This is a genomic window from Nocardioides sp., from assembly GCF_035481145.1.
Lineage (GTDB): Bacteria > Actinomycetota > Actinomycetes > Propionibacteriales > Nocardioidaceae > Nocardioides.
Genome location: NZ_DATIHB010000041.1, coordinates 1 through 25,295 on the forward strand (window position 1 = coordinate 1; position 25,295 = coordinate 25,295).

General features: G+C 71.5%; 30 protein-coding genes and 1 tRNA gene. 24 read left to right on the top strand and 7 right to left on the bottom strand.

Features of this window, described 5'->3' with window-relative positions; genetic code table 11:
* From VLF38_RS03090 to VLF38_RS03135, 10 genes are all read left to right on the top strand, one after another.
* On the top strand, window positions 1-547 hold a 547-nt coding region (locus VLF38_RS03090; RefSeq protein ID WP_325269825.1), incomplete at its 5' end, for a helix-turn-helix transcriptional regulator.
* A gap of 43 nt (window positions 548-590) precedes the next feature.
* A complete protein-coding gene (locus VLF38_RS03095) occupies window positions 591-1,118 on the top strand; it encodes a hypothetical protein (protein WP_325269826.1) in 528 nt (175 codons plus the stop codon).
* A 129-nt stretch (window positions 1,119-1,247) separates the two neighbouring features.
* Window positions 1,248-1,919 carry a hypothetical protein gene (locus VLF38_RS03100; RefSeq protein ID WP_325269827.1) on the top strand — a complete coding sequence of 224 codons (672 nt, stop codon included), beginning with the start codon at window positions 1,248-1,250 and terminating at the stop codon, window positions 1,917-1,919.
* Window positions 1,916-2,350, top strand: coding sequence for a MazG nucleotide pyrophosphohydrolase domain-containing protein (locus VLF38_RS03105; RefSeq protein WP_325269828.1), 435 nt, complete (start codon window positions 1,916-1,918; stop codon window positions 2,348-2,350). Before VLF38_RS03100 ends, VLF38_RS03105 begins: the two co-directional genes overlap by 4 nt.
* Window positions 2,351-2,508: 158 nt before the next feature.
* Entirely contained in the window at window positions 2,509-3,804 is a 1,296-nt protein-coding gene (eno, locus tag VLF38_RS03110) for a phosphopyruvate hydratase (protein WP_414689355.1), read from the top strand.
* Between the two features lie 8 nt (window positions 3,805-3,812).
* Window positions 3,813-4,337: a septum formation initiator family protein gene (locus VLF38_RS03115; RefSeq protein WP_325269830.1), complete on the top strand. Its 525-nt coding sequence runs from the start codon at window positions 3,813-3,815 to the stop codon at window positions 4,335-4,337.
* Window positions 4,337-4,873, top strand: coding sequence for a DUF501 domain-containing protein (locus VLF38_RS03120; RefSeq protein WP_325269831.1), 537 nt, complete (start codon window positions 4,337-4,339; stop codon window positions 4,871-4,873). Before VLF38_RS03115 ends, VLF38_RS03120 begins: the two co-directional genes overlap by 1 nt.
* Window positions 4,870-5,802, top strand: a complete 933-nt coding sequence (locus VLF38_RS03125; protein ID WP_325269832.1) for a Ppx/GppA phosphatase family protein — start codon at window positions 4,870-4,872, stop codon at window positions 5,800-5,802. Before VLF38_RS03120 ends, VLF38_RS03125 begins: the two co-directional genes overlap by 4 nt.
* Before the next feature lie 70 nt (window positions 5,803-5,872).
* Entirely contained in the window at window positions 5,873-6,229 is a 357-nt protein-coding gene (locus tag VLF38_RS03130; protein WP_325269833.1) for a hypothetical protein, read from the top strand.
* A gap of 27 nt (window positions 6,230-6,256) precedes the next feature.
* On the top strand, window positions 6,257-7,090 hold the full coding sequence (locus VLF38_RS03135) for a uracil-DNA glycosylase (RefSeq protein ID WP_325269834.1): 834 nt from the start codon (window positions 6,257-6,259) through the stop codon (window positions 7,088-7,090).
* 120 nt (window positions 7,091-7,210) lie between these two features.
* On the opposite strand, the gene VLF38_RS03140 is transcribed toward VLF38_RS03135, so the two are convergent.
* A complete protein-coding gene (locus tag VLF38_RS03140) occupies window positions 7,211-8,008 on the bottom strand; it encodes an alpha/beta hydrolase (RefSeq protein ID WP_325269835.1) in 798 nt (265 codons plus the stop codon).
* A gap of 56 nt (window positions 8,009-8,064) precedes the next feature.
* Here VLF38_RS03140 and VLF38_RS03145 point away from each other — a divergent pair.
* Window positions 8,065-8,138, top strand: a tRNA-Leu gene (locus tag VLF38_RS03145).
* Window positions 8,139-8,186: 48 nt separating this feature from the next.
* On the opposite strand, the gene VLF38_RS03150 is transcribed toward VLF38_RS03145, so the two are convergent.
* Window positions 8,187-8,498, bottom strand: a complete 312-nt coding sequence (locus tag VLF38_RS03150; RefSeq protein ID WP_325269836.1) for a GNAT family N-acetyltransferase — start codon at window positions 8,496-8,498, stop codon at window positions 8,187-8,189.
* Window positions 8,499-8,526: 28 nt separating this feature from the next.
* Complete coding sequence (locus VLF38_RS03155; RefSeq protein WP_325269837.1) at window positions 8,527-9,087, bottom strand: YceI family protein; 561 nt, start codon at window positions 9,085-9,087, stop codon at window positions 8,527-8,529.
* Window positions 9,088-9,199: 112 nt separating this feature from the next.
* Here VLF38_RS03155 and VLF38_RS03160 point away from each other — a divergent pair, with 112 nt between their 5' ends.
* Together VLF38_RS03160 and VLF38_RS03165 are read left to right on the top strand one after the other, a co-directional pair.
* Window positions 9,200-9,655, top strand: coding sequence for a MarR family winged helix-turn-helix transcriptional regulator (locus VLF38_RS03160; RefSeq protein ID WP_325269838.1), 456 nt, complete (start codon window positions 9,200-9,202; stop codon window positions 9,653-9,655).
* A gap of 119 nt (window positions 9,656-9,774) precedes the next feature.
* Window positions 9,775-10,638, top strand: coding sequence for a Bax inhibitor-1/YccA family protein (locus VLF38_RS03165; RefSeq protein WP_325269839.1), 864 nt, complete (start codon window positions 9,775-9,777; stop codon window positions 10,636-10,638).
* A gap of 239 nt (window positions 10,639-10,877) precedes the next feature.
* Here the strand turns inward: VLF38_RS03165 and VLF38_RS03170 are convergent, their stop codons facing one another.
* Complete coding sequence (locus VLF38_RS03170) at window positions 10,878-11,891, bottom strand: SGNH/GDSL hydrolase family protein (protein ID WP_325269840.1); 1,014 nt, start codon at window positions 11,889-11,891, stop codon at window positions 10,878-10,880.
* Between the two features lie 69 nt (window positions 11,892-11,960).
* Between VLF38_RS03170 and VLF38_RS03175 the strand changes: the two genes are divergently transcribed.
* Window positions 11,961-13,367 carry a cystathionine beta-synthase gene (locus tag VLF38_RS03175; RefSeq protein WP_325269841.1) on the top strand — a complete coding sequence of 469 codons (1,407 nt, stop codon included), beginning with the start codon at window positions 11,961-11,963 and terminating at the stop codon, window positions 13,365-13,367.
* 6 nt (window positions 13,368-13,373) lie between these two features.
* Entirely contained in the window at window positions 13,374-14,156 is a 783-nt protein-coding gene (locus VLF38_RS03180) for a sulfite exporter TauE/SafE family protein (protein WP_325269842.1), read from the top strand.
* A gap of 328 nt (window positions 14,157-14,484) precedes the next feature.
* Here VLF38_RS03180 and VLF38_RS03185 read toward each other — a convergent pair whose 3' ends face one another.
* From VLF38_RS03185 to VLF38_RS03195, 3 genes are read right to left on the bottom strand one after another with little or no spacing between them, the layout of a single operon-like run.
* Window positions 14,485-14,697 (bottom strand): DUF167 domain-containing protein, encoded by a 213-nt coding sequence (locus VLF38_RS03185; RefSeq protein WP_325269843.1) that lies wholly within the window; start codon window positions 14,695-14,697, stop codon window positions 14,485-14,487.
* 18 nt (window positions 14,698-14,715) lie between these two features.
* Window positions 14,716-15,189 carry a YchJ family protein gene (locus VLF38_RS03190; protein WP_325269844.1) on the bottom strand — a complete coding sequence of 158 codons (474 nt, stop codon included), beginning with the start codon at window positions 15,187-15,189 and terminating at the stop codon, window positions 14,716-14,718.
* Between the two features lie 55 nt (window positions 15,190-15,244).
* Window positions 15,245-15,766 carry a MarR family transcriptional regulator gene (locus VLF38_RS03195; protein ID WP_325269845.1) on the bottom strand — a complete coding sequence of 174 codons (522 nt, stop codon included), beginning with the start codon at window positions 15,764-15,766 and terminating at the stop codon, window positions 15,245-15,247.
* A gap of 183 nt (window positions 15,767-15,949) precedes the next feature.
* Between VLF38_RS03195 and VLF38_RS03200 the strand changes: the two genes are divergently transcribed.
* The 9 genes from VLF38_RS03200 to VLF38_RS03240 form a co-directional block, all read left to right on the top strand.
* On the top strand, window positions 15,950-17,308 hold the full coding sequence (locus VLF38_RS03200) for an MFS transporter (protein ID WP_325269846.1): 1,359 nt from the start codon (window positions 15,950-15,952) through the stop codon (window positions 17,306-17,308).
* On the top strand, window positions 17,305-18,792 hold the full coding sequence (locus tag VLF38_RS03205) for an aldehyde dehydrogenase (protein ID WP_325269847.1): 1,488 nt from the start codon (window positions 17,305-17,307) through the stop codon (window positions 18,790-18,792). Before VLF38_RS03200 ends, VLF38_RS03205 begins: the two co-directional genes overlap by 4 nt.
* 94 nt (window positions 18,793-18,886) lie before the next feature.
* Complete coding sequence (locus tag VLF38_RS03210; protein WP_325269848.1) at window positions 18,887-19,828, top strand: VOC family protein; 942 nt, start codon at window positions 18,887-18,889, stop codon at window positions 19,826-19,828.
* Complete coding sequence (locus VLF38_RS03215) at window positions 19,825-20,658, top strand: aspartate dehydrogenase domain-containing protein (protein ID WP_325269849.1); 834 nt, start codon at window positions 19,825-19,827, stop codon at window positions 20,656-20,658. Before VLF38_RS03210 ends, VLF38_RS03215 begins: the two co-directional genes overlap by 4 nt.
* A gap of 11 nt (window positions 20,659-20,669) precedes the next feature.
* A complete protein-coding gene (locus VLF38_RS03220; protein WP_325269850.1) occupies window positions 20,670-21,455 on the top strand; it encodes an alpha/beta fold hydrolase in 786 nt (261 codons plus the stop codon).
* 33 nt (window positions 21,456-21,488) lie between these two features.
* Window positions 21,489-22,022 (top strand): cupin domain-containing protein, encoded by a 534-nt coding sequence (locus VLF38_RS03225; RefSeq protein ID WP_325269851.1) that lies wholly within the window; start codon window positions 21,489-21,491, stop codon window positions 22,020-22,022.
* Window positions 22,022-22,762, top strand: coding sequence for a 3-oxoacyl-ACP reductase family protein (locus VLF38_RS03230; RefSeq protein WP_325269852.1), 741 nt, complete (start codon window positions 22,022-22,024; stop codon window positions 22,760-22,762). The genes VLF38_RS03225 and VLF38_RS03230 overlap by 1 nt, the downstream gene beginning before the upstream one ends.
* A gap of 57 nt (window positions 22,763-22,819) precedes the next feature.
* Window positions 22,820-23,608, top strand: coding sequence for an SDR family oxidoreductase (locus VLF38_RS03235; RefSeq protein ID WP_325269853.1), 789 nt, complete (start codon window positions 22,820-22,822; stop codon window positions 23,606-23,608).
* A gap of 15 nt (window positions 23,609-23,623) precedes the next feature.
* Window positions 23,624-25,295 (top strand): thiamine pyrophosphate-binding protein (locus VLF38_RS03240; protein WP_325269854.1); only part of this gene is annotated, 1,672 nt, incomplete at its 3' end.

Below are 25,295 nucleotides of genomic sequence, written 5' to 3' on the forward strand. Positions count from 1 at the left end.
AGCGGAGCTCGCCGGCGGGGCGGGCGCACGCGCCTGCGCCGACCAGTGCGCAGGGCTGCTCGCGAACGACGTGGCGCTGCTCGTGCGTGCACGTGAGGGGTACGCCGAGGCGAAGCGCCCCTACTGGCAGGCCAAGGCCGATGTCGACCTGGCGCGGGCGTGGATGGACCGGGGAGACCCGTTGCGCTCCGTCCAGATCCTCCGGGAGGCGACCGATGTCTTCCACGACCTCGGGGCGACGCGCACGGCCGCCCAGGCCGGCGTCCTGCTGGCGCACGCGGCTGGTTCGCGGCCTCCGCAGCGTGAGCCACATCCGCTGGAGCGGCTGACGCGCGCCGAGCGGCTGGTCGCCGTACAGGCGGGGCGAGGGAAGACGAACCCGCAGATCGCCGAGGAGCTCGCCCTCTCCACGAGGACCGTCCAGGCGCACCTGTCGAACATCTACGCCAAGCTCGCGATCGGCTCGCGGGTGCAGCTTGCCGCCGTCCTCGCTACCCGCGAGGAGGAGGACGGGCTAGGCCACCTGGCCGATGTGGTCAGCGACTGAGTGGGCGCACGGTGGTTGCCACCCACCCGAGACGGAGAGTCCGATGCCGCACCAGCCCGCCCCCGCCAGCTACCTTCCCACCGTCGCCGGCGGCGCTGCCGTCGTCCACGGTGCCATGACCGCTCCCGTCGTCCCGGCACAGCTCATCCCGGCACCGCGCCACGCCCTGGCCGACCCCGAGCAGGCGCTTCGCCTGCTCCACCAGCGCTGGGTGACCGTCGTCGACGGATGCCTCGAGACCGAGCTGGAGTGCGGGGACGGCGAGCCCGTCGACACGCTGCGCACCGCCTGGGCCCGGGCGCTCGAGCACTCCGGCGAGGTCAAGGCGCAGCTCGACGCGCACGCCGGCGAACCGGTCCACGACCAGCTCACCGAGCGTCATCTCCTCCGCCTCGCGCAGGCCGCGGGTCTGCTCCGTCCCGGCCACACCCCGCGCGAGGGACTCGAGGAGGTCGAGCGTGTGCTGGCGACGGTCGCTCCTGCGCACACCGAGAAGCCCGGTTGGTTCGCGCGTCAGTGGCGGCGCGTCGAGGAGGACCGGCTGGTCCGCGAGGCGCGCGGCGGCTGGTGAGCGCTCCGGGTGGCGGGCGCCGGGGCGCCCTCGCCGACGCGGCAGCTGGTCGGGTGCGTGCGCTTTGACCGGTCACCGGGTTTGATGGCCGACGTGAGTTCTTCCGTACGCCGTGTCCAGAGGTCGTCCGTGCGTCGCACGGCCCTCGCCGCGCTCGCCCTCGTTGCCGTCGCTCCGCTCGCCGCCTGCTCCGGCGGGCCCGGCGGTTCCGGGCCCCACCCGGGTGACGCGGCGGTCGTCGAGGGGCAGGCGATCGCGCTCTCCAGGGTCGACGACTTCGCCGACGACTTCTGTGCCCTCGAGGAGCCCGGCCTCGCCCAGCAGGGGGCCGTGCTGCCGATGGCGCTGCTGCGCAGCGTGGCGGTCGAGGCGCTCGTGGTGGACGAGCTCCTCCCGGAGTTCGCGCAGGAGCAGGGCATCGACATCGCGGACGTACGCCGCGACGTACGCGCCGAGGTGCGCACGACGCTCGCGGACGTGCCCGCCGAGCTGCGCGTGGCAGCGACCAGGCGCCTCGAGCTCGAGGGCGCGCGGCGCGCCGTCCTGCAAGTCGCGGGCAGCCGGGGTGCCACCTCGGCCGAGCAGGCGCTCGCGCTGGGGGCCGAGCGGTTCAACGCCTGGCGTGCCGAGCAGGACGTCGAGGTGGACCCGCGCTTCGGCCGTGTCGACCTCGACCAGCTGCAGTGGGACGGTGCCAACGGCTCGCTCTCGGTGGCGGCCGACGACGCACCGGCCGCACTGGACCAGAAGGCCGCAGCGGCCCTTCCGGCGGAGCAGCGCTGCGGCACACCCGCGGCATGAGCGCCGGGGGAGAGGGGCTCGTCGAGTTCCTCGGCCTCATGCGCACCATGCGTGAGCGGTGCGCGTGGAAGGGCGCGCAGACCCACGCGAGCCTCGCGCCGTACCTCCGCGAGGAGGCGGACGAGGTGCTCGAGGCGATCAGCGACGTCGAGAGCGTGGGCGACGCAGCCAGCTTGCGACACCTCTGCGACGAGCTCGGCGACCTGCTGCTGCAGATCTACTTCCACGCTGCCATCGCGGAGGAGGCCGGCGCGTTCACGATGGACGACGTCGTCGGCGGCCTGACCGCGAAGATGCGCCGCCGCAACCCGCACGTCTTCGGGCCCGAGGCGGAGTCAGGCCGCACCTTCACCCTCGAGGAGATCGAGGAGATGTGGCAGGCCGCGAAGGCCGCCGAGCGCTCCGACGTTCGCGCGCCCGAGGAGCTGTAAACCCCGTTTACCCACACGAGGTGGCCGTTGCAGCACTCACCTCGCGCAAGTAGACGGGGTTTACAGGCGCGCGGACCTACGCCCACGTCCACGCGCGGCGCTGCCTCCCCAGCCCGCCGTCGTACGCCGATAGGCTGGCCCGCGACAACATCCATGTCATGAACCCAGGAGCAAGAGTGGCTTCCATCGCTGCCGTCGGCGCCCGCGAGATCCTCGACTCGCGTGGCAACCCCACCGTCGAGGTCGAGATCCAGCTGGAGGACGGTGCGTTCGGTCGCGCCGCTGTCCCCTCCGGTGCCTCCACCGGCGCCTTCGAGGCCGTCGAGCTGCGTGACGGCGGCGACCGCTATGTCGGCAAGGGTGTCGTTGGTGCAGTCAAGGCCGTCGTCGAGGTGATCGCCGACGCGATCATCGGCCTCGACGCCGAGGACCAGCGCCTCATCGACCAGACCATGCTCGACCTGGACGGCACCCCCAACAAGGGCAAGCTCGGCGCCAACGCGATCCTGGGCGTCTCGCTCGCGGTCGCGCACGCTGCCGCCGACTCGGCCGGCCTGCCGCTCTTCAAGTACGTCGGCGGCTCCAACGCGCATCTGCTGCCCGTCCCCATGATGAACATCCTCAACGGTGGTGCCCACGCGGACACCAACGTCGACATCCAGGAGTTCATGATCGCCCCGATCGGCGCCCCGTCGTTCGCCGAGGCCCTCCGCGTCGGCGCCGAGGTCTACCACACGCTCAAGGGCGTCCTGAAGGAGAAGGGCCTGGCCACGGCGGTCGGCGACGAGGGTGGCTTCGCGCCGGACCTCGAGTCCAACCGGGCCGCTCTGGACCTGATCGCAGAGGCCGTCGCGAAGGCCGGCTACGAGCTCGGCAAGGACGTCGTCCTCGCGCTCGACGTCGCCGCGACCGAGTTCTGTGAGAACGGCTCCTACACCTTCGAGGGCCAGCAGAAGTCGTCGGCCGAGATGATCGCGTACTACGCGGACCTCGTCGCCAACTACCCGATCGTCTCCATCGAGGACCCCCTCGACGAGGAGGACTGGGACGGCTGGAAGCAGATCACCGACGAGCTCGGCTCCAAGACCCAGCTCGTGGGCGACGACCTCTTCGTCACCAACACCGAGCGCCTCGTCCGCGGCGTCACCGGCGGCCAGGCCAACGCGATGCTGGTCAAGGTCAACCAGATCGGCTCGCTCACGGAGACCCTCGACGCCGTCGAGTACGCCCACCGCGCCGGCTACCGCAACATGATGTCGCACCGCTCCGGTGAGACCGAGGACGTCACCATCGCCGACCTCGCCGTCGCCACCAACTGCGGCCAGATCAAGACCGGTGCCCCGGCCCGCTCCGAGCGCGTCGCGAAGTACAACCAGCTCCTGCGCATCGAGGACCAGCTCGGCGACGCCGCGCGCTACGCCGGCGCCTCGGCGTTCCCGCGCTACCAGGGCTGAGCAAGCTGATGGCTGCGCAGCGTCGTACGCCCTCTCGCGGGGTGCCCCGCGGGCAGGCCGGTCCCGGCAGGGGCCTGGCCGCAGGCCGTACGACGCTGCGCAACGCCGCGGCTGCCGCTGCCGCCGGGCGTGAGCGCCCCCGCATCACCAGTCGGGCCGTGGTTCTCCTGCTGGTGCTCGCCGTGCTGGCGGTCTCGTGGGCCTCGAGCTTCCGCGCGTGGTTCCAGCAGCGAGCCGAGATGGATGCCCTGCGCACGCAGATCGCGCAGACCGAGGCCGACATCGACCGCCTCGAGGCGCAGAAGAAGCGCTGGAAGGACGAGGCGTTCATCAAGCAGCAGGCCCGGCTCCGCTTCGGCTACGTGATGCCGGGTCAGGACAGCCTCATCGCGCTCGACGAGAACGGCAACCCGATCGGGTCCGTCGAGAAGCTGACCGACCCTGCCGACGCCCCCGGCACCGATCCCGTCGCGTGGTACTCCACCGTCTGGGAGTCGGTCGAGGCGGCCGGCAACCCCGAGGAGAGCAAGTAGTGATCGAGCAGCAGGACGTGCTCGCGGTCGAGGCCCAGCTGGGTCGCCTCCCGCGTTCCATCCACGAGATCGGCCACCGCTGCCCCTGTGGCAACCCCGACGTCGTCACGACGCCTCCGCGCCTGGGTGACGGCACGCCGTTCCCGACGACCTACTACCTGACCTGCCCCCGCGCCGCGTCAAAGATCGGGACCCTCGAGGCCGATGGCGTGATGAAGGAGATGCAGGACCGGCTCGCGACTGACCCGGACCTGGCCGCCCGCTACCGCGCGGCCCACGAGGACTACATCGCCGCGCGCACCGAGATCGGTGAGATCGCGGGCTGTGACGTCCCCGAGATCGCTGGCATCTCCGCCGGCGGTATGCCCGACCGCGTCAAGTGCCTCCACGTCCTCGCCGGCCACTCCCTGGCCCGCGGCCGTGGCGTGAACCCGCTCGGTGATGAGGTGCTGGACCTGATCGGTGACTGGTGGAAGGCCGGGCCCTGTGTCGGCCCCGGCACCGAGAAGCCGTTCGCGGAGTCCCCGGCCGAGTGAGCGTGCGCGTCGCTGCCGTCGACTGCGGCACCAACACCATCAAGCTGATGATCGCCACGCTCTCGGAGAGCGGCGCCGACGTCCACGTCCGCACGAGCCGCATGGTCCGGCTCGGCCAGGACGTCGACCGGACCGGCCGGCTGGCCGACGAGGCGATGGAGCGCACGTTCGCCGCCATCGACGAGTACGCCGCGCTGATCCGGGAGTCCGCCGCGGAGGGACGCCCGGTCGAGCGAATCCGGTTCTGCGCCACCTCCGCGACGCGTGACGCCTCCAACGGAGACGTCTTCGCCGCCGGCGTGCAGCAGCGGCTCGGCATCGATCCCGAGGTCGTGGCCGGCCACGAGGAGGCGCATCTCTCCTTCGACGGTGCGGTGCGCAACCTCCGCACCGCTCCGGTCGAGCCCGTCCTGGTCCTCGACATCGGGGGCGGCTCGACCGAGCTGATCCTGGGCGCGAACGAGCCGAACGCTGAGCACTCGATGGACATCGGCTCGGTACGCATGCACGAGCGCCACCTCCACTCCGACCCGCCGACCGCGACCGAGATCGAGGCGGCCGTCGCGGACATCGACGCCCACCTCGACGCCTGCCCGGTCGACCCGTCGCTCGCGCAGACGGTCGTCGGTGTCGCTGGCACGATCATCACGGTTGCGGCCGGCGTGATGGGGCTGACCTCCTACGACCGCGACGCGATCGACCAGGCAGTACTCGACCGTGACGACGTCCACGCATTCGCGCAGCGCCTGCTGGCGATGACAGTGGCTGAGCGGCTCGCGCTGCCGTTCATGCACCCGGGCCGCGCCGACGTCATCGGAGCCGGTGCGCTGATCCTCGACCGCGTGCTGCGCCGTACGTCGGCCACGAGCCTCGTCGTCAGCGAGGCTGACATCCTCGACGGGATCGCCTGGAGCATGTTCCCCGGTTAGGACTGCCCCCGTTTGCGCACGCCGCCCTCGGGCAAGGGGAAGGCGTACGACGCAACGAAAGGGAGATGTCATGCGCCTGCACCGAATGAGCATGCTGGCAGCCGGAGGCGTCGGTTACGTCCTCGGGGCCAAGGCCGGCCGCGGCCGGTACGAGCAGATCCGTCACGCGATGAACGAGGCTCCGCACGCCACCGAGGTGGCGAAGGAGAAGGTCATGGCCGCGACGGAGAAGGTCCGTCACGTCACGGGCCACGCGGAGGGGACCCACAAGGACCCGTTCGCGGTCGACCCGATGGAGCCCGAGTCGTACGACTCGCCGCTCGTCACCGAGGCCGGAGTCGCCGACATGCCCGACGCCGGCCCGGCCGCTCCGACGTACGGCGGTATGTGGGACGACGAGGGCAAGAAGAAGGGCACCAGCCTCTGAGACCTTCGGGCGAGGCAGGATGTGCGGGTGAAATCCGAGCACCCGCATCCCCTCACCGGTGAGTACTTCCCGTCACCGGTGCCGCCCGGAACGGGGTGGCCGGACGACCCCTTCCTGCGCAAGACGGGTCCGGTCACCTCCGCTGCCGGCGTCCGCGACACCGCGGGCGCCGGCGGCCTGGCGGAGCTCTGCTCCGCCATCTCCGTCTGTACGGCGTGCCCGCGCCTGGTCGCCTGGCGCGAGACGGTCGCCATCGAGAAGCGTGCGTCGTTCGCCGACGAGCCCTACTGGGGCCGCCCGATCGCCGGGTGGGGGAGCGAGACGCCCCGCGTGCTCATCGTCGGCCTGGCACCCGCCGCGCACGGGGGCAACCGCACCGGCCGGATCTTCACCGGCGACCGGTCCGGCGACTGGCTCTTCGCCGCGCTGCACCGGGTCGGCCTCGCGGCGCAGCCGACCTCCGAGCACGCTGGCGACGGCCAGCGCCTCATCGACACCCGGATGGTGGCGGCGGTCCGTTGCGCACCGCCGGACAACAAGCCCACCACGGTGGAGCGAGACACCTGCGCGCCGTGGATCGAGGCGGAGGTGGCGCTGGTCGCGCCGTACGTGCGCGCGATCGTCGCGCTCGGTTCGTTCGGCTGGGATGCCGCCCTGCGGGCCTTCAAGGCGGCGGGCTACACGGTGCCGCGGCCCAAGCCGAAGTTCGGCCACGCCGCCCGCGCGACGCTGCTCGCGCCGGACGGCCGCGAGGTCGTGCTGCTCGGCAGCTACCACCCGAGCCAGCAGAACACCTTCACCGGCAAGCTGACCGAGGAGATGCTCGACGCCGTGCTCGGCGAGGCCGCCTCCGTGCGGTGAGGTGACGCCCGCGCCCCGCCCGATACTCCCTACCGATTGGCACCCTCCGACCAGCGTGTCGGGGTGCCAGTCGGTAGGGAGTATCCGGGGTGGAGGGGCTGAATGCCTTTGCGCCCTCAGCTACCCGAGCGCGTGAGCGGTGATCAGCTCTGCCGACAAGATCGGTTGTTCGCGGAAGAAGAGATGGCCGACGCCCTCGAGCAGCTCGAGCTGAGCGCCCGGCACGAGTGCGGCCAGGCGCTTGCCGGCCTCGACGCTCACCACGTCGTCGACCGTGCCGTGGACCACGAGTGTCGGTACGTCGAGCGAGCTGAGCCGCGCGGCCGCATCGTGCGCGGTCGCCGCACGCATCTGCTCCATGATCACTGGGCCGGGCACCTTGACGGCACCGGCATCGGCGCAGAACTGCTCGAAGGCACCCACGACCGCGGCGGCGGTGGGGGAGACGTTGGCCTCGAACATCAGCTTCGCCGCGACCAGTGCGTCGCCCGCACCCGCTGCCTCGGCGAGCTTCATGACGCCGGGGGCCCAGGCGTCCTGCGGGTCGGGCCACGTGCAGCCGAGCGTGAGCGTGCGGACGCGCTCGGGATGGGCCAGCGCCAGCACCTGCGCGATCGCGCCACCCATGGAGATCCCGACGACGTGCGCGCTGTCCCAGCCGAGGTGGTCCATCACCGCTGCCGCGTCGCCGGCGAGGTGGTCGAGCGTGAAGCCTGGCTCGGCGCGGAAGCTCTGCCCGATGCCACGGTTGTCGAAGGCGACCACGTCGAATCGCTCGCCGAGTGCGGCGACGAAGGGCTCCGACCACATCAGATGATGGCCGGCGACGCCCATCACGAGGAGCAGCGGCGCGCCGGTGCCGCGGCGTACATAGGCGAGGTCGCCGTCGGGTGTGGGGGCGAGGTTCACGTCGGCCATGGCCGCACGCTACCGCCGGGAAATGCAGGACGGGGGCGCACCCCTAAGGTGGGTGCGCCCCCGTAGCCCAATCGGCAGAGGCAGCCGCCTTAAAAGCGGCACAGTGTGGGTTCGAGCCCCACCGGGGGCACCGGTCTAGTCGCGCTCGACCGGCGCAGGGGCGTGCTCGCGCAGCGGGTCAGGCCAGGTCGAAGCGGCCGCGCTCGCCCTCGGGCACGAGGTCGAGGTAGTCGGCGTTCTTCGCGATGAAGCCGCGGACGAACGGGCAGAAGGGGAGTACGCCGAGGCCGCGCTTCCGCACGTCGTCGAGCGTGTCGCGGATCAGCACCTTGCCGAGGCCCTGTCCGGCGTACGCCTCGTCGATCTCGGTGTGGACGAAGGCGAGCAGGCCGTCTCCGGGCTGGTAGACGGTGAAGCCGGCCAGCGCCCCGTCGACGTGGATCTCGTAGCGCTGCTCTGCCGGGTTCTCCCGGACGACGGTCTCGCTCATCTTCGCTCCCTGGGTGGTCGTGGGCGGGTCAGGCGGCCTTGACGGCCGAGACCTCGAACTCGAGGGTGATCTTGTCACTGACCAGCACACCGCCGGTCTCGAGCGCGGCGTTCCAGGTGATGCCGTAGTCGCTGCGGAGGATCTGGATCGAGCCCTCGAAGCCGGCGCGGACGTTGCCGAACGGGTCCTGCGCGGCGCCGTCGAACTCGAACGGGATCGTGACCGACTTGGTCACGCCCTTGATCGTGAGGTCGCCGGTCACCTCGAGGGTCTCGCCCTTGGCAGCGACGGACGTCGAGCGGAAGGTGATCGTGGGGTACTTCTCGATCTCGAGGAAGTCGCCGGACTTCAAGTGGCCGTCGCGGTCGGCGTTGCGGGTGTCGATGGAGCCGACCTGGATGGTGAGGTCGATCGTCGTGTCCTCGATGCCGGAGCCGACGACGGCGGTGCCCTCGAACTCGTTGAAGGAGCCGCGCACCTTCGTGACCATTGCGTGGCGCGCCACGAAACCGACGCGGGAGTGGGCCGGGTCGAGGGTCCAGGAGCCGGTCAGCTCGGCGAGCGAGGCGGGGACGGTGGTGGTGCTCATGGTGTTTCTCCTCTTGTTGGCGGGCGCTCACCCGATTGAGTGACGCATCAACTACTTCGACCATACTGCGCCTTTAAAGGTGATGTGTCAACCAATGGCGTATGATGGCTTCATGACGACCCCGTGGCTCACCGACGAGCAGCAGCGCATCTGGCGCAACTGGCTGCGCCTCAACCGCGAACTCCAGGCGACCCTCGCCCGTGAGATCGCTGCGACGTCCGACCTGTCGATGGCCGATTTCGGGGTTCTCGTCCAGCTCACCGACGTACCCGAAGGGCGCGCACGTATCTCCGAGCTCGCCGACAATCTCGGCTGGGAGCGCAGTCGCGTCTCCCACCAGCTCAAGCGGATGCAGTCGCGCGGACTGGTCGAGCGGTTCGAGTGCGCCGAGGACGGCCGGGGCTCGTTCGTGGGGGTCACCGACGCCGGCCGCCGCGCCATCGCCGACGCCGCTCCGGGCCACGTCGCCTCCGTACGCCGCCTGGTGGTCGACCACCTGAGCGATGCCGAGTTCACCGATTTCGGCCGTCTCGTCGACCGCCTCCTCGAAGCGCTCGACTCCGACTGATCGCGCGGGAACTCACCCGCCCGTCCGCCCGTTGTCATGTGTGTCGCCCCGCCTAGACTGGTGGGGCAAGGCGGAGCGCCAGGTGGGCGCCCGTCGCGAGATCTCCAGGAGGGACCTCGATGAGGAGCAACAACCCCGTCTTCAACAACAACCCGGCTTTCAACGGCCAGGCCGGCTACGGCCAGCAGGCCTACCCGCAGGGTGGCTACCCGCCGCCCCCGCCGCCGCCGGGCTACGGCGCCGAGCAGTACGGCGCAACGCAGTACGGCGCGCCCCAGCAGGCCCCGCAGGCCACCCGCGCGATGACCATCGACGACGTCGTCCAGAAGACCGGCGTCTCGCTGGTCGTCGTGCTGTTCGCAGCCGCCGCGACCTGGATCCTGACGCCGTCGATCGAGTCGGGAGACATCAGCGCCCTTTCCGCGGCGATGATGATCGGCATGTTCGCCGGCTTCGGCATCGGCCTCTACGCCACGTTCGCGCGGAAGATGCTCAGCCCGGCCGTCGTGCTCGCCTATGCCGCCGCGCAGGGTGTGTTCATGGGCGGCTTCTCCAAGCTCATGGAGGCGACCGAGTACCAGGGCATCGTGCTCAACGCGGTCCTCGGCACGGTGGCGGCCACCGGTGGTGTGCTCGCGGCGTACAAGTTCCTCGACATCAAGGTCGGTGACGGATTCCGCAAGGGATTCTTCGCTGCGGCTCTCGGCTTCGGCGCCCTCCTGCTCGTCGGTTTCGCCCTGCAGATGTTCGGTGTCAACACCGGCCTGTTCGGCGATGGTCCGCTGGGCCTGCTGATCGCGATCGCCGGTCTTGGCTTCGGTGTCGTGGGCCTGGTCCTCGACTTCGACATGGTCGAGCAGGGAGTCCGGGCCGGCGTGCCGGAGAAGTTCTCCTGGACCGCGGCGTTCGGCCTGACCGCGAGCATCGTGATGGTCTACTTCTACCTGCTGCGGATCCTCGCGATCCTCAACAGCGACGACTGATCGTCCAGGTTCCGCGCGCAGGCTCGACCACGGACGAGCGGCCCGCCCGGAATCCGCGAAGCCCCTCCCCGCCTCGGCGGGTGAGGGGCTTCGTGCGTGTCTGGGCGCCTGGTCCGGGCCGCGTTCCGCCGGGACGTTGCCCTCCCTGCAGCTCGCGCTGCGGGCTCGACGCTCGGGCAGCGTCCCGGCTCCACCCGCCCCGGACGAGGCGTCAGGCGGGCAGCACGCAACGCACTCGCTCAGGCGGGCTCGGCGGCGTCCAGCGAGTCGGACGGCTTCTCGGCCTCGACCTGGGGCTGGCGGCGGCGGTGGCGAAGCTCGACGAGCAGGCCGCGGACGCCGCGTCCGGGGCCCTTCGTGCCGTCGAGCTCGGTGCCCGGCGTGCGGGAGGCCTGCGAGGCGGCGCGCTGCAGGGGCTTGATGCCCTCGCCGCGGGCGGCGCGCGGTGCGTCGTCGACGGGGCCCATGCCGAGTGCGGCGAGCGCGGTCGGCAGCAGGACGCCGGCGAACGCGGCGTACCCCTCGGCGGAGGGGTGGAAACGGTCGGGGCCGAAGAGATCCAGCGGGCGCGCGTCGAACTCCGGCCCGAGGGAGTTGGCCAGCGAGACCGAGCGGCCGCCCGCCTCGACGCAGACGATCGCCTGGGCGGTCGCCATGCGCCGCGACATCATCCGGGCCCACTGCTTCAGCGGTGGGCTGATCGGGCGCACGGTGCCGAGGTCGGGGCAGGTGCCCATGACGATCTTGACGCCGGCCGCGCGGAGCCGGGCGAGGCAGTCGGCGAGCTCCTTGCTGGCTTGCCCGGGGAGCACGCCGTGGGTGACGTCGTTGGCCCCGATCGAGATCACCACGAGCTCGGGCTCGATCAGGAGCGCGCGGTCGACCTGGTCCATGAGGTGGGAGGTCTGGGCGCCGACGACGGCGAAGCAGCCGAGGTAGACCCGGCGGTCTGCTGCGGCGGCGATGCCGGAGGCGAGATGGGCGCCGGGCGTCTCCTCGACCTTCTCCACCCCGTAGCCAGCTGCGCCGGAGTCGCCGAGCAGCGCGACGCGGATCGCCGGACCGGGGCGCTTGCGGCCGTACCAGCCGGACGGGTTGGGGGGCGGCTCGTCGAGCGGGTCGCCGATCGCGCGCCGGGCCAGCATCGCCTCGGCCCGCAGGACGCCGTACAGCCCCAGGCCGAGTGCGGAGACGCTGCCGCCGCCGACGGCGGCCGCGGAGGCCACCTTGCGCACGGTCTCGGTCCTGGACATGTCCACCACTGTAGGTGACCCCTTCTCTCCGTTCCGACGTTCTGTACCCCCACGGCTAGCCTCTGTGACGTGGACTACGCGAACTCGCTCCTCGATCTCATCGGCAACACCCCGCTCGTCCGGATCAACCGCTCGCTGGAGGCCCCCGGAAGCTCTGTCGCTGCTAGCGGCCCGCTGGTGCTGGCGAAGGTCGAGTACCTCAACCCGGGCGGCTCGGTGAAGGACCGGATCGCGACGCGGATGATCGAGGCCGCGGAGGCCTCCGGCGAGCTGAAGCCGGGCGGCACGATCGTCGAGCCGACCTCCGGCAACACCGGCGTCGGCCTGGCGATGGTCGCGCAGCAGAAGGGCTACCAGTGCGTCTTCGTCTGCCCCGACAAGGTCAGCGAGGACAAGCGCAACGTCCTCAAGGCGTACGGCGCCCGCGTGGTCGTCTGCCCGACCGCGGTGGCGCCCGAGCACCCGGACTCCTACTACAACGTGAGTGACCGGCTCGTGCGCGAGATCGAGGGCGCGTGGAAGCCGGACCAGTACTCCAACCCCAACAACCCCCGCTCCCACTACGAGACGACGGGTCCCGAGATCTGGGAGCAGACCGACGGGAAGGTCACGCACTTCGTCGCCGGCGTGGGCACGGGCGGCACGATCAGCGGGATCGGCCGCTACCTCAACGAGCGCAACCCGTCGGTGCAGGTCATCGGTGCCGACCCGGCGGGTTCGGTCTACTCCGGTGGCACCGGCCGTCCCTACCTGGTCGAGGGCGTCGGTGAGGACTTCTGGCCGGACACCTACGACCGCGAGATCGCGGACCGGATCATCGAGGTCTCCGACGCCGACTCGTTCGCCTACACGCGCCGCCTGGCCCGCGAGGACGCGCTCCTGGTCGGTGGCTCCGCCGGCATGGCGGCGTACGCCGCGAAGCAGCTGGCGGAGGAGCTCGCGGCGGAGGGCCAGACCGATGCGGTCATCGTGGTGCTCCTGCCCGACTCCGGTCGCGGCTACCTGACCAAGGTCTTCAACGACGAGTGGCTCGCGTCGTACGGCTTTCCGACAGGTGGTGAGGCGGCGAGCGAGAAGACGGTCGGCGAGGTGCTCCGCGGCAAGTCCGGCCACCTGCCCGATCTCGTGCACACGCACCCGACCGAGACGATCGCGGACGCGGTCCACATCCTGCGCGAGTACGGCGTGTCCCAGATGCCCGTGGTCCGCGCCGAGCCGCCGGTGGTCGCCGCCGAGGTGGCCGGCTCCGTCGACGAGAAGACGTTGCTCGACGCGCTCTACGCCGGCGAGGCGAAGCTGACCGACACCGTGGAGTCGCACATGTCGCCGCCGCTGCCGACGATCGGCTCGACCGCGGCAGCATCGGAGGCGGTGGCCGCCCTCGAGCACGCCGACGCCCTGCTGGTCCAGGAGGACGGCAAGCCGGTCGGCGTCGTGACGCGCCAGGACCTGCTGGCCTACATCGTCCGCGGCTGACGCTCGGTGCTCGACCTCGATCCGACCGTCGTCCTCCTGCTGGTCCTGGCCGGACTGGCCTCCGGCTTCGTCGACGCGGTCGTCGGCGGTGGAGGCCTGATCCAGCTGCCGGCACTGGTCGTGGGCCTGCCCGGAGCGACGCCGGTGCAGCTGCTGGCGACCAACAAGCTCGCCTCGATCTGCGGCACCACGGTCAGCTCGACGACGTACTACCGGCGCGTGCGTCCGCACCCCGGCACCTTCGTGCCGCTGATGATCTGCGCGTTCCTCGGCTCGCTCGGGGGAGCGCTGCTGGCGAGCCAGATCCCGCGCGAGGCGTTCGAGCCGATCGTGCTGGCGGCGCTGCTGGTGATCGGGGCCTGGGTGCTCTTCCGTCCGTCGGTAGGCGGCGAGACCGAGCTGAAGTACGCCGACCGCCGCCACCTCGCGGGCGCGATGCTGATCGGTATCGCCATCGGCGCCTACGACGGTGCGCTGGGGCCGGGCACCGGGTCCTTCTTCGTGGTGAGCCTGGTCGGCCTGCTCGGCTACTCGTTCCTCGAGGCCTCGGCGAAGGCACGGATGGCCAACTGGGCGACCAACCTCGCGGCGCTGGTCGTCTTCGTGCCGCAGGGCGCCGTGCTCTGGGGGATCGGCCTGGCGATGGGCCTGGCCAACCTGGTCGGCGGCTACCTCGGCGCTCGGGTCGCGGTGTCGAAGGGCGCCGGGTTCGTGCGCGTCTTCTTCATCCTCGTCGTGAGCGCGTTCATCCTGCGGATCGGCGGCGACGTGCTCGGCCTCTGGGGCTGAGCCGGCGCGAACCTGCACGGATTTGGCGCCGAGGCGGCGTGAACCTGCACGGATTTGGTGCCGAGGCGGCGCGAACCTGCACCGAGGGGGTGCCGAGGCGGCGCGAACCTGCACTGAGGGGGTGCCGAGGCGGCGTGAACCTGCACACGAATTGGCAAGCGCGGGCGCGCCTCGCTGCGTAGAAGTGCGGGCAGCGCTGACCGTGGCATCGCGGACGGCGTGTTGGCGGCGACTCGCCGTACCCCTTCGTGAGGAGCCCGTACTTCTGCACGCCCCGTATGCAGGTTCGCGCCGCCTCGGCGCCAAACGCGTGCAGGTTCGCGCCGCGTCAGTCCCCGACGTCGACGAGCTTCTGCCGGCTGGCGTGGCCGCGGACGATCGTGACCCGCGACTTCGGCACGCCGAAGTGATCGCTGAGGAGCTTCACCACGCCGTCGTTGGCGGCACCGTCGACCGCACGCTCGCGGACGAAGAGCGTCAGCGACCCGTCGTCGGCGACGGACACGAGCGGGCCCTTCTTCGACCCTGGCTTCACGGTCACGCCGTAGCGCGCCACCGCTCAGCCCCGGCCGTGCTGGGCCGGGAACTCGATGGTGGTCGAACGGCTGGGCGGCGCAGCGTCGTCGGTCGCCGCGACGTCGGGCACGTTGCCGTCGACGTACATCCATCGGCCGGCGCGGCGGCTGAACCGGCTCCGCTCGTGCATCTCGTCGATGCCCTGGGTGGTGCGCATGCGCGCGGTGAACTCGACGACACCGAGGTCGTCGTCGGGTCCGCCGGCCACGATCTCGTGCACGGTGAGGCCGATGAACTCGACGCCGGGGACCGGGCTCACGTCGTCCGGCCGGGTCTTGGGGTGCCACGTGCGGAAGACGTGGTCCAGCTCCCCGAGTGCGTACGCCACGTAGCGCGACCGCATGAGCTCCTCGGCAGTGCGCGCCTGGGCGGCGCCGCTGATCAGACGACCGCAGCACACGCCGTAGTTGGACCCGGTGCCGCAGGGGCAGAGGCGGGGGTAGCCGGTGAACTCCATCACTCCCACCCTAGGGGGAAGCTGCGGTGGTCGTCACACCGTGGGACGGCTTCGCTCAGGGCAGCTCGGCCTCGGTGATCGACTGCTCGAGCTTGGACAGGAGCGCTGCCAGCTGGGCCCGCTCCTTGGCGGTGAGCCCGTGCAGGAGTGCCTGCTCGGCGTCGAGGTGCGCCTCGATGGTGCGGTTGATGACCTCGAGCCCCTTGTCGGTCAGGGCGGAGTGCACCACGCGGCGATCGTCGCTGTCACGCTGCCGCTCGATCAGGCCGGCTTCCTCCAGGCGGTCGAGGCGGAAGGTGACGCCAGCGGAGGAGAGGAGGGACCCGTTGGCGAGCTGGGTGCCCGACTTGCGGTACGGCGCGCCCGAACGCCGCAGCGCCGCGAGGACGTCGAACGACGCGGAGTTGAGCCCGTGCTTCTCGAAGGTCTTGTTGAGGACCGTCTGGTAGCGCAGGTAGATCCGGTGCACGCGACCGAAGAGGGCGATGGGGGAGGGATCGAGATCGGGACGCTCTGCGCGCCACTGCTCGACGATCGTGTCCACCGCGTCCGCGGGGTGCTTCTTCGACTCCGCCATGCCTCGCATGTTAGCCCTTGACCTTCAAGGACTGGATTATTCGGCCAGAGGGGTTGACGCAGGCCGATGTGACGGGCAACACTCTCAGGACTTAATCATTAAGCACTTAGCGGAATGACGCTGTGGGGGCACAGTGCTCTGAACGAGAAGGTCCCAACCATGGTCGATTCGAGTGCCACTCACATGACCACCTCCATCACGGCCGAACAGGTCAGTGCCCGTCTGGAGCGGCTCCCGCTCTCGCGCTGGCACGTCAAGACGCGCGTCCTGGTCGGCGTCGCCACGTTCTTCGACGGCTTCGACCAGCTGATGATCGCCTACGCCCTGCCGGTCCTCATCCCCTACTTCGCCCTCGACCCGGGCATGATCGCGTGGACGATCGCGATCGGCGGCATCGGCATGCTGATCGGCGCCCTGGCGGGTGGCTGGGCGGCTGACCGGGTCGGTCGTGTGCCGGTCCTGATCGGGTCGCTGGTGATCTACGCCCTGTGCAGTCTGGCGATGGCCACCACGGGGACGCTCTGGCTCTTCCTGGTCCTCCGGTTCATCCAGGGCTTCGGACTCGGCGCCGAGGTGCCGGTTGCTGCCACCTACATCGGCGAGATCACCCGGGCCCACAAGCGCGGGCGGTTCGTCCTCCTCTACGAGCTCATCTTCCCGGCGGGCCTGGTCGCCTCGGCGCTGGTCGCCGCCTGGATCGTGCCCACGCTGGGCTGGCGCTGGCTCTTCGCCCTCGGTGCCATCCCGATCGTCCTCGTGCCGTTCCTGCGCCGGGTCCCCGAATCCCCGCGCTGGCTCGCGTCCCGTGGCCGGCTCGCCGAGGCCGATGCCGCGATGCGCCGCATCGAGGCCGAGGTCGCTTCGCAGAAGGGTGACCTGCCCGAGCCGGTCGTCGGCGAGGTCGCTGTGGTCCAGCAGGGCCAGGTCCGCGTCCGTGAGCTCTTCCAGGGCATCTACCTGCGCCGCACCCTGATGCTGGCGACCGCCTGGCTGACGGCGTACTTCGTGAACTACGGCATCGCCGCCTGGCTGCCGACCATCTACGGTCGGGTCTTCCACCTCGACGTCGACACGGCGCTCCGCTACAGCGTGGCGACCAGCATCGCCGGCATCATCGGCTGCATCGTCATCGCGCTCGTGATCGACAACATCGGCCGCCGGATCGCGATCGCGGTCGCCATGATGGGCAGCGCGACCACCCTCTTCATCCTCGCCTCGACCGGTGCCACCACGGCCGGCACGGTGCTGGTCTGGTCCGCGGCGTCTGCGATGTGCATCTTCGCGGTCAACCTGGCGCTCTACGTCTACACCGCCGAGCTCTACCCGACCCGTATGCGGGCACTCGGTTGCAGCGTCGGTGGAGCGTTCGGCCGTCTCGGCATCGTGATCGGGCCGCTCGTCGTGGGTGGACTGCTCGAGCGTGGCTTCTCCGTCGCCGACATCTTCGTCGTGATGGGTGCGGTCGCGGTCGTGGGCGCCCTCTCCACCGCGGTCTTCGCGATCGAGACCAAGGAGCGGACGCTGGAGGAGATCTCGCGATGAGTCACCCCGCCGTTCCCCTGCCGCCGGACGAGATCCTGGTGGCAGGGGAGTGGCGCCGGGGGACCGGCGCCGCCTCCGAGACCGTCGACCCCGCTGACGGCGGCGTGATCACCGAGATCCACCACGCCACCGCCGACGACGTCGACGAGGCCGTACGCCGCGGGGCCGAGGCCGCCGCGTCTCCTGCCTGGCGCGACCTGCTCCCGCACGAGCGCGCCCGCCACCTGCACCGCATCGCCGACGGCATCGAGCGCGACGCCGACCGGCTTGCGAACCTGCAGACCCGCGACACCGGCAAGACCCTGCGCGAGACCTCGGCCCTGGTCGCCAGTGCCGCCGGCACGTTCCGCTACGTCGCCGGGGCGCTGGAGACCTTCGACGACGAGCTGACCACCCAGCGCGGACCGTCGCTCACGATGAGCGTGCACGAGCCGATCGGCGTGGTCGGCGCGATCGTGCCGTGGAACTCCCCGGTCGCCAGTGACGCCCAGAAGATCGCCCCTGCGCTCGCTGCGGGCAACGCGGTCGTGCTCAAGCCGGCCGAGTGGACGCCACTGGTCTCGCTCGCGCTGGGCCGGATCATCACCGACTCCGGCCTCCCGGCCGGGCTGCTCTCCGTGCTGCCCGGCGCGGGCTCGGTGGTCGGCGAGGTGATCGTGACGCACCCGGGGGTCGGCAAGGTCTCCTTCACCGGCGGCACCAGCACGGGACGGCGCATCGCGCACGCGGCCGCGGAGAAGCTGATGCCGGTCTCGCTCGAGCTCGGCGGCAAGTCGCCGACGGTGGTCTTCGAGGACGCTGACATCGACGCCGCGATCAACGGCATCCTCTTCGGGATCTTCTCCAGCAGTGGCCAGAGCTGCATCGCCGGCTCGCGGCTCTTCGTCGCTGAGAGCCTGCGCGACGATTTCGTCGAGCGGCTGGTGGCCAAGACGCGTGCGCTGAGGGTCGGTCACGGCCTCGATCCGCTGACGCAAGTGGCGCCACTCGTGCACCACAAGCACCGCGACTCTGTCGCGCAGCACGTCGAACGGGCGCGGGCGGAGGGCGGTCGCGTCCTGACGGGCGGGCAGGCGCCCGAGGGCGCGGCGTACGAGCGGGGGGCGTTCTACCTCCCGACGATCATCGACGAGCTGCCCAACACGGCCGCGACCTGCCAGGAGGAGATCTTCGGGCCGGTGCTGGCGGTGCTCGGCTTCAAGGACGAGGACGACCTCGTCGCGCAGGCCAACGACTCCGCCTTCGGGCTGGCCTGTGGCTTGTGGACGCGTGACTACCGCACGGCCTGGCGCGTCGCCCGGCGCATCGATGCCGGCACCGTGTGGATCAACACCTACAAGCAGTTCAGCTCCTCGACGCCCTTCGGCGGCATGAAGGAGAGTGGCCTCGGTCGCGAGAAGGGGCGCGGCTGGATCGCGGCGTACTCGCGCCAGAAGAGCCTCTACTGGGGCCTCTCCGACAGCCCGCACCCCTGGGCGGGCTGAGCCACCCCCGAACTCCTCCATCGAGTTCGGGGGTGACCCTTGACACAAAAAAGGTTTAGGCCTTAACTATTAAGACCAAAGGAAAGGTGAGGACATGAACCAGCCGATCGCCCAGCTCCACTCGCTGCGCTCCGTCCAGCTCCGGGTCCCCACCCTGGCCGAGTCCGGCGACTTCTATGAGGGCGTCTGGGGCCTGCAGGTCGTCGAGCAGGACCACGACGACACCTGGCTGCGTGGCACCGGGTCCAACCACCACGTCCTCCAGCTGACCCGCTCGGAGCGCAACGGCCTCGGCCGGATCTCGTTCGCGGTCCGCACCCGGGCCGAGGTCGACGAGGCCGGCCGGCGCCTGGCCGCACGGGGGGTTCCGGTGCTCGCCGAGCCCGGTCACCTCGACCAGGTCGGCGGCGGCTACGGCGTCGTCTTCGTCGACCCGGAGGGTCGCACCATCGAGCTCGTCGCCGACGTGCACGCGGTCAAGCCGCTGAGCCGCGACCTCGCGGTGCCGGTCGGTGTCACCCACGTCGTCCTCAACACCGTCGACATCGACGCCGCCGTCGCCTTCTACACCGACGTGCTCGGCATGCGGGTCTCCGACTGGTCCGAGCACCAGATGGCGTTCCTGCGCTGCAGCACCGACCACCACAGCATCGCCTTCAACCAGGCGGCGTGGACCTCGGTCAACCACGTGGCCTACGAGATGCCGAGCATGGACCACTTCATGCGCGGCATCGGCTCGCTCAAGCAGCAGGGGATCACCCCGCTCTGGGGCCCGGGCCGTCACGGCCCCGGCAACAACACGTTCTCCTACTTCGCCGACCCGGCGGGCCTCGTCTGCGAGTACACCTCCGACGTCGCCCAGGTCGTCGAGGACCAGTGGCTCTGCAAGGTCTGGCGCCGGGTTCCCGAGCTCTCCGACCTCTGGGGTACGGCTGGCCCGCCGTCGAAGGACGTCCGCAGCCACATGGCCGGCATCGAGGACCGCGGCGCCCTCGACCTCGTCGCCGAGCGTGGACTGCTGGAGGTGGCCCGATGATGACGGCGATCACCCAGCTCCAGCCGCTGGTGGACCCGCAGGCGCGCCGCAAGGTGGGCGTCATCGGTGCCGGCGCGATCGGCGCCGGCGTCATCGAGGTCCTGGCCCGCGGCGGCGTCGAGGGCGCGGAGCTCGCGTGCGTCGTCGACGTCCACCCGGTGAGCGGTGTCGCCGCACCGCAGGTCAACCTCGCCGAGGCGATCCGTCGCTGCGACGTCCTCGTGGAGTGCGCCGGCCAGGTCGTCGTCCGCCAGCACGCGGCCGAGATCCTCGAGGCCGGTGTCGACCTCCTGGTCTCCTCCGTCGGCGCGTTCGCCGACGACGCCCTCCTCGACAGCGTGGTCGCGGCCGGGCCCGGCCGGCTCCTCTTCACCTCCGGAGCCGTCGGGGGAGTGGACCTCCTCGCCAGTGCCGCCGCCGAGGCGCCGTTCGAGCGGGTCAGTGTCACCTCCCGCAAGCTGCCCACCTCGGTGCTGCAGCCCTGGATGGACGACGCCACGCAGGACCGGATCCGCACCACGACCGAGCCGGTCGAGGTCTTCCGCGGTCCGGCTCGCGAGGCGGCCCGGCTCTTCCCGCGCTCGCTCAACGTCGCGGCCACCGTCGCCTTCGCGGTCGACAGCTTCGACCTCGTCGAGGTCGCGCTCGTGGCCGACCCCGCCGCCGAGCTCACCACCCACGTGATCGAGGCGGACGGCCCCACGGGTGTCTACCGCTTCGAGATCGCCAACCGGCCCTCGCCGGCCAACCCCCGCACCAGCGGCGTCGTGCCGCACGCGGTGCTGCGCTCCCTGTGCGTCCTCGTGGGCCGCCCCGTGCGGATCGTCTAACGGAGGTCCTGGTGAACACCGAAACGATCAACGTCGTCGACAAGGGAGCCGGCCCGGCCGTCCTCTGCCTCCACGGCATCGGCTCGAGCTCCGCCTCCTTCGAGCCGCAGATCGCCGAGCTCGCCGGCGAGCTCCGGTTCCTCGCCTGGGACGCCCCCGGCTACGCCGCCTCGCCCGACCCGGAGGGACCCCTCGACCTCGACGCGTACGCCGACGCCGCGGCCGCCGTGATCCGCGACCGCGCCGACGGCCCCGCCCACGTCCTCGGCGTCTCGTGGGGCGGCGTGATCGCGATCCGCCTCGCCCTGCGCCACCCCGACCTGGTCCGCAGCCTCGTGCTCGCCGACTCCTCGCGCGGCTCCGGCCAGAGCGACGAGCAGGCCGCGGCGATGCGTGACCGGGCCGCCGAGCTCGCCCGCGCCGGCGCCGCCGAGTTCGCCGCCGCCCGCGGCCCCCGCCTGGTCACCCCCGAGGCGCCCGCCGAGCTGGTGGACCACGTGGTCGCCTCCATGCGCGACGCGATCCGGCTGCCGGGCTACGGCTACGCCGCCGCGTCCATGGCTGCCACGGACCTGACGGCCGAGCTGGCCGGCGTACGGACTCCGACGCTCGTCCTCTGCGGTGACGGCGACACCGTCACCGGCTTCGACGAGAGCCAGGCGCTCGCCGGCGGCATCCCCGACGCCGTCTTCGTGACCGTCCACGGGGCAGGCCACGCCGCCAACCAGGAAGCACCGGAGGCCTTCAACGCCTGGCTCTCCGCCTTCGTCCAGATCATCGAACGCCTCTACCGCTGACGCTCCGGTCAGCAGCAACCGAAAGGGAACGACATGAGCATCACCAACGAGACCCCCCGCGGCCTGAGCTACGAGACCGCCGAGGACCTCGAGGCCTTCACGGACTCGCTCATCCTCACCCGCGCCTCGCGCCACGAGGACTGGGACACCCTCGGCTTCCAGGCCAAGGCCGGCGACCAGTTCAAGCGGGCCCAGATCCGCTACGTCGGCTCGGGTGCCACCGGCAACCACGAGACCGACAACCGGACGATCAAGTCGCAGGGCTTCACCTTCTCCAACATGCTGCTGCCCCCGGGCGCCGAGGGCCCCGAGCACACCCACCACGACGCCGAGGAGGCCTTCTTCGTCCTCGAGGGCGAGGTCGAGGTCGGCGTCCACCGCGACGGCCAGGTCGTCAAGCGGACCCTCGGCTACCGCGACATGATCGTCGTCCCGGCCGGCGTTCCGCGCAGCCTCAAGAACAACGGCGACGTCGACGCGCTCTTCTGCGTCGTCATCGGTGCCCAGAAGCCCCAGGTCCCGACGTACCCCGAGACGTCGGCCATGCACGGAATCACGCGCGGCTGATGTCTCTCCACGGCGAGCCGATCCTGGTGACGGGCGCGGGACGGGGCCTCGGACTGGCCATCGCCCGCCGCCTGGCCACCGAGGGCGCGCGCGTCTGGCTCGCCGACGTCCGCACCGACTGGCTGGAGGACGCGCAGGGCAAGCTCCGCGCCGAGGGCCACGACGTCGCCTCCGTCCCCGTCGACGTCACCGACCACGCGTCGGTGCAGGAGATGGTCCGCACCGTCGGGCCGCTCTACGGGCTGGTGAACAACGCCGCCCGCGCCGACGGGGTCGGCGGCAAGCCGGTGCACGAGATCACCCTCGAGGAGTGGGACGGCCTGATGGCGGTCAACCTCCGGGGACCGTGGCTGGTCTCCCGCGAGGTCGCCCCGGCGATGATCGCCGCGGGCCGGGGCCGGATCGTCAACATCGGCTCCGACGCGGCGCTCTACGGGTCGCCCAACCTGGCCCACTACATCGCCTCCAAGGGCGGGGTGTCCGCGCTCACCCGGGCGATGGCCCGGGACCTGGGGCCGCACGGGATCACGGTCAACACCGTCTCCCCGGGGCTCACCCACACCGAGGCCGCTGCCCAGATCCCGGAGCACCGGCACCAGCTCTACCGCGACAACCGCGCGCTCACCCGCGACCAGCAGCCCGCCGACGTGGTCGGCGCCGTCGCCTTCGTCCTCGGCCCCGAGGCCGGCTACCTCACCGGCCAGCAGCTCGTGGTCAACGGCGGCTTCGTCTTCCACTGACGGCCCCGTCCTCCCCGCCTCTCGAACCCCAGCCTCTCCACCTAAGGAACCCGGCCCATGGACCTCCAGCTCTCCGGACGCACCGTCCTCGTCACCGGCGGCAGCTCCGGCGTCGGCCTCGCGACCGTCGCCGCCCTGCTCGACGAGGGCGCGAACGTCGTGACCTGCGCCCGGCGGCTCGACGTGCTCGAGAAGGCCCTCGCGGACCTCGGTGCGCCGGGCGAGCGGGTGCTGGCCCTGGCCTGCGACGTCCGTGACGCCGACCAGGTCGAGGCGACCGTGGCGGCTGGAGCCGAGCGCTTCGGCGGGATCGACGGCGTGGTCAACAACGCCGGCCAGTCCCGGATGCTCGGCCTCGCCGAGGCGACCACCGAGGACTTCCGCGACGAGCTGGACCTCAAGTTCGCCAGCGTCCTCAACACCACCCGGGCCGCGCTGCCCTGGCTGGAGCGCTCCGACGCGGCCGCGGTCGTCACCATCAACGCCGTCCTGGCGCGTCAGCCCGAGCCGCGGCTGGTCACCACCTCGGCGGCCCGCGCCGGCCTGCTCAACCTCACCAAGTCGATGTCGATCGAGTACGCCGCCCGCGGCGTCCGCGTGAACAGCGTCTGCCTCGGCCTGGTCGACACCGGCCAGTGGCGGCGCCGCTACGACGCCACCGACGGCTCGCTCTCCTTCGCCGAGTGGGAGCGCGAGCTCGCCACCGACCGGGGGATCGCGCTCGGTCGCTTCGGCACGGCCGACGAGGTCGCCGCAATGGTCGTCACCCTGCTCTCCCCCCGCGCGTCGTACGTCACCGGTGCCGCGCTCGACGTGTGTGGCGGCGTCAGCCGCTACCTGGCCTGAATCCAAGGAGTCCTGATGTCTTCCACCACCCCCACCACGGGCCACGCCGACGGCGGCGAGCTGCTCGTGCAGGTCCTCCGCGAGGCCGGCGTCGAGGTCGTCTTCGGCATCATCTCCGTCCACAACCTCCCGCTGGTCGAGGCGGTCTCCCGCGAGCTCCGCTTCGTCCCGGTCCGCCACGAGGCGAGCGCGGTCAACGCCGCCGACGGCTACGCCCGGGCCACGGGCGGCCTCGGCTGCGCGCTGACCAGCACCGGCACCGGTGCCGGCAACGCGGCCGGCTCGCTGATCGAGTCCCTCTCCTCGGGCACCTCGGTCCTCCATGTGACCGGCCAGGTGGAGTCGGAGTTCCTCGGCTCGGGCCGCGGCTTCATCCACGAGACCAAGGACCAGCTCGGCATGCTCCGCGCCGTCTCGGTCGAGGCGCACACCATCCACTCCGTCGAGGAGGCCGGCTCCGTGCTCCGCGACGCGGTCCGCACCGCTCTCGCGGCGCCGGGCGGTCCGGTCAGCGTCGAGTGGCCGATCGACCTGCAGTACGCCGCGCACCCCGCGCTCGGCGTACAGCCCCCTGTTTCCGCACCAGCCGCGGTGGAAGCCCCCACCGCCGCGGCTGGAGCGGGTTCCACCTCCTCCACGGCTGCCGCGCCTGCCGGGCTCGCCGACCTGCTCGAGCTCGTCGCCCGCGCCGAGCGCCCGGTGATCTGGGCCGGCGGCGGCGTCGCCCGCTCCGGTGCCGCGCTCACCGAGCTGCTCGAGTGCTGGGGCGCCGGCCTGGTCACCTCCAACTCCGGCCGCGGCGCGGTCCCGGAGGACCACCCGCTCGTCGTCGGCAACTACGGCGCGACCCCCGGCGGCCAGCAGCTGCTCGAGTCCGCCGACCTCCTGCTCACGCTGGGCAGCCACTTCCGGTCCAACGAGACCCGTGACTACGCCCTGCGCGTGCCGGCCACCCATGTCCAGATCGACATCGACCCGGCCGCGCTGGGCCGGGTCTACCCGGTGAAGGCCGCGGTCGCCGCCGACACCGCGGACGTGCTGCCGGCTCTCATCGACGCGGTGCGCGATGGCGGCTCCGTCGAGTCCGGCTGGCGCGAGCGGGTGACCGAGGTGCGCCAGGCCGTCCGGGTCACCCAGCGCGCCAACCTCGGCGACCACGCTGTGCTCGTGGACGCCCTCCGCTCCGCGCTGCCGCGCGAGGCGGTCGTCGCCCGCGACGTCACCATCGCCTCGAGCTCGTGGGGCAACCGGCTGCTCGAGATGTACGACCCCCGCTCCAACGTCTTCCCGCGCGGCGGTGGCATCGGCCAGGGCCTCGGCATGGGCCTCGGTGCTGCGCTCGCCCGACCCGACGAGCCCACCGTCGTCATCGTCGGCGACGGTGGACTGGCGGTGCACTTCGGCGAGCTGCTCACGCTCGCCCAGGAGAAGCCGTGGCTCGTGCTGCTCGTCTTCAACGACGGCGGCTACGGCGTCCTGCGCAACCTCCAGGAGGCACACGGCAAGCCGCCGGCCGCGGTCGACCTGGTCACCCCCGACTTCGCCCAGCTCTCCGCGTCCCTGGGCCTGTCCTACCGCCGGATCGCCTCGGCAACCGACGCGGCCCCCGTCCTCGACGACGCGGTCGCCCAGCGGGGCCCCGTCGTCGTCGAGATCGACCTCGCGGCGTACGGCCCCATGCCCGCGC